This is a genomic window from Sphingomonas sp. Leaf20, from assembly GCF_001421535.1.
In the GTDB taxonomy this organism is placed as follows: domain Bacteria; phylum Pseudomonadota; class Alphaproteobacteria; order Sphingomonadales; family Sphingomonadaceae; genus Sphingomonas.
The window spans coordinates 964,943-977,140 of the sequence record NZ_LMKN01000008.1 but is presented as its reverse complement, the minus strand read 5'-3'; the positions used below and the strand labels follow the sequence as shown (position 1 = coordinate 977,140).

Below are 12,198 nucleotides of genomic sequence, written 5' to 3'. Positions count from 1 at the left end.
GGCTCAACAGCGTTTTCGCATGGTCGCCGCATTCAGGCTGCGAAGACCTGCTTCGGGATATGCGTGATCCGGCACGCCAGATCCGCCTCGCCGCTCGCGACGACGTAGAAATCGCCTGCGTCCGCGATGCCCGTCGTGAAGACGACATTGTCGAGATACAGGCTGTCCTTCAGCGGCTCGGTCAACGCGGGGCTGGGCTCGAGCAGCGGGGCGTGCTCGGTCGCGATCGTGATCGACGGATCGTCCTTGTCGAGGATCGACCAATAGGTGCGATAGATTCCGACCACGCCCGACGGCTCGACACCGTGCCACAGCGTCAGCCAGCCGCGATCGGTGAGGATCGGCGGGGCGCCGCCGCCCATCCGCGCGGTCGACACGGTGGCGGCATGCGGCCGGATTCCAGGCTTGTCGTGCGGCTTCCAGTGCAGCGCATCGGGCGAGCGCGACAGGTTGATCGAGGGGCCGGCGCGCCACTCGCTGCCCGGCGGATAGGCGAAATACAGGTCGCCGAGCGGCCGCGTCTGCGCCCAATATTGCCCGTCGATCAGCCCTTCGAAAATCAGCATGTCCTTGTTCTGGTGATCGAGGACGATCCCCTCGAGCTGCCAGTCGAGCGCGTCGTCGGACGAGTAAAGCGTGGTCGAATGCCGCTCCGGGCTGACCGAACAGGTGGTCATCAGATAGCGGTCGCCGACCTTCGAGATCCGCGCATCCTCGACCCCGTAGCACTGGTACGACGTGCGCGGCGCGATCGCCTTGTCGTAATGCACCGCGACGACCGAGCGGCCCTCGGGGTCGAGCTCGACGGGCAGCAGCCAGGACAGCGAGGTCAGCGCCATCACCTTCCACCCGCCGCCGCGCATCATGAACTTGCGCGGATCGGCGGTGTCGACAAGCTGCAACGGCCAGGGATCGAGCAGATAGGCGCCGTCCTGCCAGCGGATCGCATGGACGTTGCCGCCCTTGATCGGCTCGCGCAGCGCCTCGGCCACGCGCACCATCATCAGGAGGTTGCCATTCGCCAGTCGCGTCATCCCGGGATTGAACGCGCCGAGGACATAGGTCTCGGCGGCGACCTTCCCCGCCAGCGGCGAGCGCGACAGGTCGATGTCCGCGGGGGTGAAGACGAGCTGATCGAACATGCTATTCTCCTTGATGCGAAAGGCGATACCGCCAGTTCCTGATCGTCATCCTGACGAAAGTCAGGATCCAGAGCCACGAAAGACGGCCCTCGGTCACGCTGGATCCTGACTTTCGTCAGGATGACGGTGCGGGTGTGGCCTTCGACGAGGCTGCGCCGTCCGCCTGCGTTATTCCCCCTCGAGCGCGCGGGGCACGATGACGAGCTGCTGGATCACACTCCGTGTCGGCTGCGTCAGCAGGAACTCGACACCTGCCGCGATGTCCTCGGCGCGCAGCATCTGCTCCGCCGCGACCATTTCCCGCTGCTTCTCGTCGGGCACGTCGGGATATTGCATGTGGGAGCCGACCTTGCCCGGCTCGATCAGCGACACCCGGATCCCCTTGGGCCCCAGTTCGCGACGCAGCGCCTCGGCGAAGCCGGCGATCCCCGACTTGATCCCCGCATAGACGGTCGAGCTTGGTCCCAGGATATGCGCGCTAAGCGAGCCGATCAGGACGAGGTCGCCGATCGGCGTCATCCGGTGCGCGGCATGATGCGCGCTGAGCAGATAGGCGGTGAAATTGACCGCGATCGCATAGCGCAGCGCGTCCTCGTCCATCTGCGTCAGCCCGCCTGCAGCGACCGCGGCGTTGACGACGGTGATGTCGAAGCCGCCGAGATAGGCCTCGCCCGCATCGAAGAACGCGCGGACCTTGTCGGGATCGGCCAGTTCGGTGATCATCCCGTCGCCGTCACCGACCTCGCGGATCATTGCGAGCGCATCCTGCAGATACTGTTCGTCGCGTCCGCAGATATAGACCTTCGCGCCTTGCGACGCGAGCAGCACGGCGATCGCCCGGCCGATCCCCGTCGTCCCGCCCGTGATTATCGCGCGGCGGCCTTTGAGAGGGCGGACATGGGTATGCGCGTCGGCAGGTGAGGTCATGAAATATCCCGAGTGAGAAAAGCCTGGAGGACCGCGTACGAGCGATGTCCGTCGCATCTCCCCTTAGGTCGCGACGGCCGCCCTCTCAAGCGCACGGTCGAGCAGCCGGTCGATCGGCCCATGCAGCATCGTCTCGCTCAGCGTCGGCGAGTGCCCGACCCCCGGCACCGTCACCAGCTCTGCCTCGTCGAGCGACGCCGCCATCCGCTCCGCCACCGCGGCCGACAACAGGTCGGAGCGGCCGCCGCGGACGATCAGCGTCGGCACGTCGCGCAACGACCCCAAGGCCTGCCACATGTCCGGCCCCGCCTCATTGCCCGGGACCCTAAACGGCTCGGCGATCTTCAGGTCGTAATCGAGCACGATCCGCCCCGCACTGTTCAGCCGGTAAAGCCGCTTGGCCATCGCCAGCCAGTCCTCGATCGACCAGTCGGGATAGACGTCGGCGTTGTTCTCCGCGACGCAGCGCGCGGCATGCATCCAGGTCGGGAAGACGCTCGCCTTGCCGACATAGCCCCGGATCCGCGACAAGCCCTGCGCGTCGATCTCGGGGCCGACGTCGTTGAGCAACGCGGCGACCATCCGGCCCCGCGCGGGCCCGCCCATCAACATCGTCACGATCCCGCCGAGCGACGTACCGAACGCGACATAGCGATCGATCCCCTGCTCGGTCAGCAGCGCCTCGACATCCTGGACATAGGTGAGCGGGACATAGGACATCGGGTCCTTCGCGAACGCGCTCTCCCCACGGCCCCGGAAATCGACCGCGATCACGCGCCAGCGCCCCGCAAGCCGGGCCGCCAGCGCGTCGAAGTCGCGCGCGTTGCGCGTCAGCCCGGGCAGGCACAGGATCGGCGGCCGCCCCGGCTCGCCCCCCGGATAGTCGCGCGCATGCAGCCTGAGCCCGTCGTTGGACCACCAATAGAGGTTTTCGTAAGCGGCCATGGTTGCGTCCTTCGGGTAGCGGCCACCATATCGCTGCATGCCCATCGACCCGCAAGCCTCCCCAGCCTATCGCCCCGAAACCACGCTGCTTACGCTTGGGGATGCGTTCTTCGATCCCGTCATGGCGGCGGATTTTCCCGACACCATATTGCGCTTCCGGAACGACCGTGCTGCCGCACAGGTCGGGCTCGCCGGACTCGACGACGCGGAATGGACCCAGCATTTCGGACGCTTCGCGCCATTGCCGGACACGCTGCTCGGTCCGCTCGCGCTGCGCTATCACGGGCACCAGTTTCGCAACTACAATCCCGATCTTGGCGACGGCCGCGGCTTCACCTTCGCGCAGATGCGCGACGATCGCGGCCGGCTGATGGATCTTGGCACCAAGGGATCGGGCCAGACGCCGTGGAGCCGCGCGGGCGACGGTCGCCTGACGCTGAAGGGCGGCGTGCGCGAAATCCTCGCGACTGAAATGCTCGAGGCACTGAACGTCCCGACCTCGCGCACGCTGTCGCTGATCGAAACGGGCGAGCGGTTGCAGCGCGGCGACGAGCCCAGCCCGACGCGCTCCGCCGTCCTTGTCCGGTTGAACCACAGCCATGTCCGCATCGGGACGTTCCAGCGGCTCGCCTACGAGCGCGACGAGGCAAGCCTGCGCAAGCTCGTCGGCTACACGCTGCGCAACCTTTATGGAGAGGACAGCGACGACCCTGTCCTGCTGCTCGACCGCGTCGTGGGCCGCACCGCGCGGCTTGCGGCACGCTACATGGCGGCGGGCTTCGTCCACGGCGTGCTCAATTCGGACAACATCAACGTGACCGGGGAGAGCTTCGACTACGGCCCGTGGCGGTTCGCGCCGACCTGGGACCCGGGGTTCACGGCCGCCTATTTCGATCACGAAGGCCTGTACGCCTTCGGTCGCCAGCCCGAGGCAATCCACTGGGACGTGATGCAGCTCGCGGTCTCGCTCAGGCTTCTTGCCGAGAGCGAACCGCTGATCGCGGCCCTCGACACGTTCGGCCCACGCTACCAGACCGAGGTCAGCGAGGCGATCCTCTGGCGCCTCGGCGTCCAGCCAAGCGATCCGGATGGCGATCGTGCACTGGTCCAGGCAACCGAGCAGGCGCTTCGCACGACAGGCAGCAGCCTCGACCGCTTCTTCTTCGATGCGTTCGGGGGCGACCTGCCGCCGGAATATGGCGCGCCATGGGACGACGTCCGAACGCGACTCGCCGGGTATGCCGCGCGCAGGGATCGCGCGCATCCCTATTGGTCGGGAAGCCCGTGCAGCATGCTGATCGACGAGGTCGAGTCTATCTGGTCGGGCATCGCCGACCACGACGACTGGGGTGCGCTCGAGGCCAAGATCGCGGCGATCAGGGCGATGGGAGAGGCGCTCGCCTGATCCCGCAGGCAGCAACGCGATGCAGACGCCGAGCGCCATGGTGGAAACGGCCTGGAATTTCAGGCAAGAGCCGGACATGGCCGACGAAATTCTTTCCTACGAACCTGCGACCGGTGTCCTGTTGTGGCGCCACCCGATCGGCGATGTCGATGCCGAAGTCGGCATGGCGCGCGGCGGCTGGGCCGGCTGGGCATCGAAACCGCTCGCGTTCCGGATCGAGACGATGCGCCGTTTCGCCAACGTCGTCCGCCAGCGCAACGACGAGTTCACCGACCTGATCGCGCGCGAAACGGGCAAGCCCGTCTGGGAAGCGCGGAGCGAGGTCGAGACGGTCATCGCCAAGGTCGACATCTCGGTCAGCGCCTATGCCGAGCGCACCGCGCAGCGCCGGATGGAGGCGCCGATGAACAGCCGCGTCGCGCTGCGTCACAAGCCGCATGGCGTACTCGCGGTGCTCGGCCCGTATAATTTCCCCGCGCACCTTCCCAACGGACACATCGTGCCCGCGTTGATCGCCGGCAATGCGGTGGTGTTCAAGCCGTCCGAAAAGACCCCGGCGACGGGTGCGTTCCTCGTCGAATGCTACCGCGCGGCGGGCGTGCCCGAGGATTGCATCCGGTTGCTCGTCGGCGGCCCCGCCGAGGGCAAGGCGCTCGCCGCGCATCCAGATATCGACGGCCTGCTGTTCACCGGCTCGGCGCATACCGGGCTCGCGCTCAATCGCGCCTTTGCGGAAAAGCCCGAGAAGATCCTCGCGCTTGAAATGGGCGGCAACAACCCGATCATGGTCTGGGACACGCCCGACCTTCACACCGCCGCGGTGCTCGTGGTCCAGTCGGCTTTCACCACCGCCGGGCAGCGTTGCACCGCCGCGCGACGGCTGATCGTCCAGGAACGCCTCGCCCAGCCACTGCTCGACACGATCGAGGCGATGATCACGCGGATCATCGTCGACCACCCGCATGCCAACCCGGCACCCTTCATGGGCCCGGTCATCGACAATGACGCGGCCGATCAACTGACCGAGAGCTTTCTCGCCCTGCTGATGCGCGGGGGGCGCCCGATCCGGCATCTCGAGCGCCCGGTCGACACGCTGCCGTTCCTGCGTCCGGCGATGATCGACGTCACCGACATGGCGGACCGCCCCGACCTCGAGCTGTTCGGACCGATCCTGCAGGTCTTCCGGACCGACGATTTCGACGCCGCGATCGCCGAGGCAAACAACACGCGCTACGGTCTGTCCGCCGCGCTGATCAGCCAGACCCCGTCGCTGTACGACCGTTTCTGGGCGAACATCCGCGCCGGGATCGTCAACTGGAACAAGCCCACCAACGGTGCGTCGTCAGGCGCACCGTTCGGCGGCGTCGGCTGGTCGGGCAACCACCGGCCGAGCGCCTATTACGCTGCCGATTACTGCGCCTACCCCGTCGTCAGCAGCGAATCCGAGACCGCGCGCGCGAGCATCGGCATCGGCCTGCGCGACGCCTGACGCGGGGCGACAGGCGGCGCCGCGCACGCCGTCATTTCACCCCGCCGAGCCAGTCGTCGATCTTCTTCTCGAGCACGGGCATCGGCAGCGCGCCGGTATCGAGCACCTGCGCATGGAACGCGCGCGGATCGAATGCTGCCCCCTGCGCGGCCTTGGCCTTCGCCTTCACCCTGAGGATCGTCAGCTGGCCGATCTTGTATGCCAGCGCCTGCCCCGGGATCGCGATATAGCGCTCGACCTCCGCGGTGGCATCGGTTCGTCCCATCGGTGAGTTCTCGAGCATATAGGCGATGGCCTTGTCGCGGCTCCAGCCCTTGGCATGGATCCCCGTGTCGACCACCAGCCGCATCGCGCGCAGCATCTCGTCGTTCAGCCCGCCCATCCGCTGATACGGGTCGGTCTCGACGCCGAGTTCCTTCCACAGAGTCTCGGCATATAGCGCCCAGCCTTCGACATAGGCGGTATTGCCGCCGAACCTGATGAACGCGGGCAGCGCGACGTTTTCCTGTGCCAAGCTGATCTGGTAATGATGCCCCGGCACCGCCTCGTGCAGGTACAGCGTCTCCATCCCCCAGAGATAGCGCGTCGGCAGGTCATAGGTGTTGTAGTAGAAGATCCCCGGCCGCGTCCCGTCGGGCGTCCCCTGCTGGTACGAGCCGCCGGCATCGGTCTTCGCGCGGAAATCGGGGACCGGGCGGATTGCCAGCGGGCTCCTCGGGACCAGCGAGAACTGCGTCGCGATCCGCGCATCGACGCGCTTGCCGATCGCCTCATAGCCCAGCCGCACCGCATCCGCGGTCTTGGGCTGGAATTTCGGATCGGTGCGCAGATAGTCGAAGAATGCCGGCAAACTGCCCTTGAAGCCGACCGCGGCCTTCTGCGCCTCCATCTCGCGCGTGATGCGTGCGACTTCGGAAAGCCCGAGCCGATGCACCGCATCGGGCTCGAGCCGCAACGTCGTGCTGTCCTCGATCCGCTGCGCGTACAGCGCCGCGCCACCCGGCAGCGCCGAAAGGCCGACCGTGTCACGCGCCTTGGCGAGATATTCGTTCGCCAGGAAGTCGCGCATCCTCACATGCGCCGGGTTGATGACCTCGCGGACCTGCTTTGCATATGCCGCGGTGAGCCGCGTCCGGTCTGCCGCCGGGATCGACGCCGGAAACAGCGTCACCGGCGCATAGAAGGTCGATTTCTCGACGCCCTGCGCGATCAAATTGTCGAACTGGCCGATCATGTTGCGCACGACGAGCTTGGGCTGCGTCACCCCCTTTGCCATGCCTTCGCGCATCAGCGCGATCGCGCGGTCGAACACGGCTGCGTACCCTGCGTTGCGGCGCAGGTTGTTGTCATAGTCCATGACTGTCTTGAACGGCGCCCCGCCAGTGCCCGACGCGAAATCGGGATAGAAGGTCTGGAACCCGCCGAAGTGATTGATCGGTAGCAGCCGGTCGATGGCGACGATGTCGGGCGCAAGCCCCCGCAACGCCACCTCCTTGCCATAGCGGAACACGTCGTACGCGATCTGGTCGACGCGGGTCAGCTTGCTGCGGTCGATCGCGGTAATCGCCGCGAGGTCGCTCTCCGCGTTGCGCCGGTCGCGCGCGGTGCGTGCGTCGGTGAGATACTCGCCGAAGCTTGCCGCATAGCGCAGATCGCCGCGGAAGATCGCCTGGATCGGATCGTTGCGAAGATCGCGCTCGTCGCTGTCGTAGAACAGCCGCTTCAGCTTCGCATCCTCGGGCCCGTCGCCGGGGATCGGCGTGGGCGGCGGAAGCGCCTGGCCCGCCGCCGGCACCGCGCCGATGAGAGTGGTCGCGAGCAGCAAGGCGGCAAGGCAGATCGGGCGCTTCATCAAGATATCCTCACGTCGCTGGATCGACGATTAATCACCGCCCCTATCGCGCCGATTTCGACGCCACCAGTCCACAAACGGCATTTGGGGAAAGCAGGACTAGGATCGGGCCAAATAATGCTGGTGTCGCCTTTCTCACGGCGAGCCCCCATCTCCTTATCATGGCTAGTTTGTTGGATCCGAACGCGCGTGGGCGCGTCATTCTCGTCGGTGCCGGTCCCGGCGATCCCGGGCTGCTCACCGTTCGTGCGGTCGAGGCACTCGGGATCGCCGATGTCGTGGTGCATGACGGTCTGATCGATCCGCGCGTGCTCGATTTCGCATCGCGCCGGGCGCAGCGCATCTCGGTCGCCAAGCAGCGCGCGCGTCACACGCTGCCGCAGGAGGCGATTAACGCGCTCATCATCGCGCACGTCAAGACGGGGGCGGTCGTCGTCCGTCTCAAGGGCGGCGATCCCTTCGTCTTCGGCCGCGGCGGCGAGGAGGTTGAGGCGGTCCGCGCCGCGGGCCTGCCCGTCGAGGTGATCCCGGGCGTCTCCGCGGCGCTCGGCTGCGCGGCCGAAGCGATGCTGCCGCTGACGCACCGCGATCATTCCAGCGCGGTCAGCTTCGTCGCCGGTCAGTGCAAGGGGCTGACCGAACAGGACTGGTCGGGTCTGGCCGGACAGGGACGGACGCTCGTGATCTACATGGGCATCGCGACCGCGACCGACATCGCCGACAAGCTGATCGCCGACGGCGTCGCGCCGGACATGCCGGTCGCGGTGCTCGAACGTGGGACATTGCAGGGCTCGCGCGCGATGCGGACGTTGCTGGCTGATCTCGGACCGATGGTGGCCCGCGAACGTGTCGCCAGCCCGGCAATCATCGTGGTAGGCGAAGTCGTCGAACTGTCCGACGCGACCGACAAGCTCGCGCGTTGGGCTCGGGTGGCAGATGCTATGGGTGACGAGGTGCAGGCGTGAGAGTGCTGACGGGAAATGATCTGCCGACGGGCGACGTCATATGGTGGACCGGCAATGGCTGGTCGCGCCATATCGAGGACGCGGTCGATGTCGGCGTGGCGGGTGAGTCGATCCTCCGGGCGGAGGAAGGCGCACGCCGCGTCAACGTCCCCTATCTGATCGAGGCGACGCAGACCGACGACGGCCCCCGCCCCGCGCACATCAAGGACCGTATCCGGGCGCTTGGCCCGACGATGCGGCCCGACCTGACTCTCAAACCCGCGGATCCATCTGCGGGGAGCTGGGTCATATGATTCACGCGAAGGCGCGAAGGCGCGAAGAAATCAGTGAGAAGGTGGTTCGCGCGGAGGCGCGGATACGCGGAGGTGTTGCGCGTGCCGCGCAGCGGTACTCAAACTCGCTGATCGAGACAGATCCGATACCCGCTGACGCGGGTTCTTTCTTCTCCGCGTCTCCGCGCCTCCGCGTGAACCCGATCTTCTTCGCGCCATCGCGCCTTCGCGTGAACCAAATTCTACCGGGAACCCCCCATGTATAAGTACGACGAATACGACCAGGCGATCGTCGACCAGCGAGTCGACGAGTTCCGCGACCAGGTCCGCCGCCGCCTTTCGGGCGAGCTGACCGAGGACCAGTTCAAGCCGCTCAGGCTGATGAACGGCCTGTATCTCCAGCTGCATGCGTACATGCTGCGCGTCGCGGTGCCGTACGGCACGCTCGACGGCCGGCAGATGCGGATGCTCGGCCACATCGCGCGCAAGTACGATCGCGGCTACGGGCATTTCACCACGCGGCAGAACATCCAGTTCAACTGGATCCAGCTCGACCAGACCCCGGACATCCTCCAGGAGCTGTCGACGGTCGAGATGCATGCCATCCAGACGTCGGGTAACTGCATCCGCAACATCAGTTCCGACCAGTTCGCCGGCGCCGCCGCGGACGAGGTCGCCGATCCGCGCCCCTGGGCCGAGCTGATCCGTCAGTGGAGCACGTTCCACCCCGAGTTCACCTACTTGCCCCGGAAATTCAAGATCTGCGTGATCGCGGCGGACGAGGATCGCGCGGCGATGCGGCTGCACGATATCGGCATCGGTCTGCACGTTCGCGACGGTGAACTCGGCGCGAAGATCTATGTCGGTGGCGGCATGGGCCGCACGCCGATGATCAGCCACGAGATCCGCGATTTCGTCCCCGCCGACGACCTGATGAGCTATCTCGAGGCGTGCCTGCGCGTCTATAATCGCTACGGTCGCCGCGACAACATCTACAAGGCGCGGATCAAGATCCTGCTGCACGAGATCGGCCCCGACGAATATCGTCGCCAGGTCGAGGAGGAATTCGCCGCGGTGAAGGGCCTCGGCCTCGATCCGCCGCGCGCCGAGCTTGAGCGGATCACGAGCCATTTCGGTGCCCCCGCGTTCGACGAGAGCGCGTCCACCGAGATCGACCGCAGCGATCCCGACTTCGCGGTCTGGCTCGACCAGAACGTCAAGGCGCACAAGCAGCCCGGCTATGCGATCGTCAACATCAGCCTGAAGCCCGTCGGCGGCATCCCCGGCGACGCGTCGGCGGACCAGATCGACGTGATGGCCGATCTCGGCACGCGCTACAGCTTCGACGAGCTGCGCGTCACGCATGCGCAAAACATCGTCCTCCCGCACGTCCGCATGGCCGATCTGCACGCGGTGTGGTCGACGCTCAACGAGGCGGGCCTGGCCGAGGCCAATCTCGACCTGATCAGCGACATCATCGCCTGCCCCGGTCTCGATTATTGCAGCCTCGCCAATGCGCGCTCGATCCCGCTCGCACAGAAGATCGCGACGCGCTTCGGCAGCCTCGACCGCCAGCGCGACCTGGGCGAATTGAAGCTCAAGATCAGCGGCTGCATCAACGCCTGCGGGCATCACCATGCCGGCCACATCGGCATCCTCGGCGTCGATAAGAAGGGCACCGAGAATTACCAGCTCTCGCTCGGCGGCTCGGGCGCGGAGGATGTGAGCCTCGCCAAGATCACCGGCCCCGGCTTCTCCGAGGACGGCGTGGTCGACGCGATCGAACGCGTCACCGACCGCTATCTGCAGGTGCGTGATCCGGGCGAGCGGTTCCTCGACACCTACCGCCGCGTCGGATTCGAGACGTTCAAGGAGGCGATTTATGGTTGAGTATCCGGACCAGACGCTGCTCCGCTTCCGCGACGACGAGCCGCATGACGAGCCTGCGGTGACGCTCGATTCGTTCATCGGCCAGAGCAACGCGGCCGCGGTGCGGCTCGAGGCGGGCGACGATGCGCGCGCGCTGTTGCCGCAGATCGACCAGCTCGCGCTGATCGAGGTGAGCTTTCCCGGCTATCGCGACGGGCGCGGCTATTCGACGGCGCGGATCCTCCGCGAGGCAGGCTATACCGGCGAGCTGCGTGCGCAGGGTGACGTACTCGTCGACCAGATCCCGCTGATGCGGCGCTGCGGCTTCGACAGCTTCGCGCCCCAGGCCCCGATCGACATCGACGTCCTGCGCGCCAGCCTCGAACGCTATGATTCGCCCTATCAGAAGGCCGCGGACGGCGCGGTGCCGATCTGGAAGCTGCGCCATGGGTAAACCTGCGCGCCAGCTCGACATGATCGACGTGACGCCCGCCTTCACCCGCGCGGATGCGCAGGCGATGCAGGCGCGGTTCGAGGGCGTGTCCGCGCAGGACATGCTGCGCGAACTGCTCGCGGGCGAGTTGCGCGGGCGGATTGCGGCGGTGTCGTCGTTCGGCGCCGAGTCGGCGGTGCTGCTGCACATGGTCGCGCAGGTCGATGTCGACGTGCCGGTGGTCTTCACCAACACGCAGAAGATGTTCGGCGAGACTCTCGCGTACCGCGACGAGCTAGCGGAGAAGCTCGGTTTCACCGACCTGCGCGTATTCCGGCCCGATCCGCGGTTGCTCGCGATCAAGGACAAGACCGGGCTTCGTTGGTCCTACGATCCCGACGGCTGCTGTGACTTGCGCAAGGTCGAGCCGCTGCGCCGCGCACTCGCGCCGTTCGATTCGTGGATCTCGGGGCGCAAGGGGTTCCAGTCGGGGACACGCACCGCGCTGCCGCGGTTCGAGGAGGACGAGGGCCGGCTGAAGATCAACCCGCTGGCGGATTGGGACAAGGCCAAGCTCGACGCCTATTTCGCCGAGCACGACCTCCCCCGGCATCCGCTCGAGGCGCAGGGCTATCTCTCGATTGGCTGCGCGCCCTGCACGACAAAGGTGGCCCCGGGCGAAGATCCGCGCGCGGGGCGTTGGCGCAGCTTCGACAAGGTCGAATGCGGCATCCACGCCCCCGGGGGTTACGACCCGGTCATCTGATCCGTGTCCCTCTCCCCGCCGGGGAGAGGGAGGGAGGAGCCGGAGGCGACGGAAGGGTGAGGGGCGTTGGGAGGCAACGTCCCGAGCCTCACGCCCCCTCACCCTTCCCACGGCAAGCGCCGCGGGCCCCTTC

The 12,198-nt window shown here is 66.7% G+C and carries 11 protein-coding genes; 7 read left to right on the top strand and 4 right to left on the bottom strand.

Features of this window, described 5'->3' with window-relative positions; translation table 11 throughout:
- Positions 1-32: 32 nt before the first annotated feature.
- The 3 genes from ASE72_RS12770 to ASE72_RS12760 form a co-directional block, all read right to left on the bottom strand.
- On the bottom strand, positions 33-1,142 hold the full coding sequence (locus ASE72_RS12770; RefSeq protein WP_056021635.1) for a glycosidase: 1,110 nt from the start codon (positions 1,140-1,142) through the stop codon (positions 33-35).
- A gap of 168 nt (positions 1,143-1,310) precedes the next feature.
- Positions 1,311-2,069: an SDR family oxidoreductase gene (locus tag ASE72_RS12765; protein WP_056021632.1), complete on the bottom strand. Its 759-nt coding sequence runs from the start codon at positions 2,067-2,069 to the stop codon at positions 1,311-1,313.
- A 63-nt stretch (positions 2,070-2,132) separates the two neighbouring features.
- Complete coding sequence (locus ASE72_RS12760; protein ID WP_056022334.1) at positions 2,133-3,014, bottom strand: alpha/beta fold hydrolase; 882 nt, start codon at positions 3,012-3,014, stop codon at positions 2,133-2,135.
- Between the two features lie 37 nt (positions 3,015-3,051).
- On the opposite strand from ASE72_RS12760, the gene ASE72_RS12755 reads away from it, so the two are divergent.
- Positions 3,052-4,419, top strand: coding sequence for a protein adenylyltransferase SelO (locus ASE72_RS12755; protein WP_056021629.1), 1,368 nt, complete (start codon positions 3,052-3,054; stop codon positions 4,417-4,419).
- A 76-nt stretch (positions 4,420-4,495) separates the two neighbouring features.
- Positions 4,496-5,908 (top strand): succinylglutamate-semialdehyde dehydrogenase, encoded by a 1,413-nt coding sequence (gene astD, locus ASE72_RS12750; protein WP_056022331.1) that lies wholly within the window; start codon positions 4,496-4,498, stop codon positions 5,906-5,908.
- A 31-nt stretch (positions 5,909-5,939) separates the two neighbouring features.
- Here astD and ASE72_RS12745 read toward each other — a convergent pair whose 3' ends face one another.
- Complete coding sequence (locus ASE72_RS12745) at positions 5,940-7,760, bottom strand: DUF885 domain-containing protein (protein ID WP_056021626.1); 1,821 nt, start codon at positions 7,758-7,760, stop codon at positions 5,940-5,942.
- 161 nt (positions 7,761-7,921) lie between these two features.
- On the opposite strand from ASE72_RS12745, the gene cobA reads away from it, so the two are divergent.
- The 5 genes from cobA to ASE72_RS12720 all read left to right on the top strand — a co-directional run bounded on the left by cobA (position 7,922) and on the right by ASE72_RS12720 (position 12,065).
- Positions 7,922-8,725, top strand: coding sequence for a uroporphyrinogen-III C-methyltransferase (cobA, locus tag ASE72_RS12740; protein WP_056021623.1), 804 nt, complete (start codon positions 7,922-7,924; stop codon positions 8,723-8,725).
- Positions 8,722-9,018 (top strand): DUF2849 domain-containing protein, encoded by a 297-nt coding sequence (locus tag ASE72_RS12735; protein ID WP_056021619.1) that lies wholly within the window; start codon positions 8,722-8,724, stop codon positions 9,016-9,018. Before cobA ends, ASE72_RS12735 begins: the two co-directional genes overlap by 4 nt.
- Positions 9,019-9,255: 237 nt before the next feature.
- Complete coding sequence (locus ASE72_RS12730) at positions 9,256-10,887, top strand: nitrite/sulfite reductase (protein WP_056021616.1); 1,632 nt, start codon at positions 9,256-9,258, stop codon at positions 10,885-10,887.
- Positions 10,880-11,320, top strand: coding sequence for a DUF934 domain-containing protein (locus tag ASE72_RS12725; RefSeq protein WP_056021613.1), 441 nt, complete (start codon positions 10,880-10,882; stop codon positions 11,318-11,320). Before ASE72_RS12730 ends, ASE72_RS12725 begins: the two co-directional genes overlap by 8 nt.
- Positions 11,313-12,065 (top strand): phosphoadenylyl-sulfate reductase, encoded by a 753-nt coding sequence (locus ASE72_RS12720; protein WP_056021610.1) that lies wholly within the window; start codon positions 11,313-11,315, stop codon positions 12,063-12,065. The genes ASE72_RS12725 and ASE72_RS12720 overlap by 8 nt, the downstream gene beginning before the upstream one ends.
- Positions 12,066-12,198 lie beyond the last annotated feature (133 nt).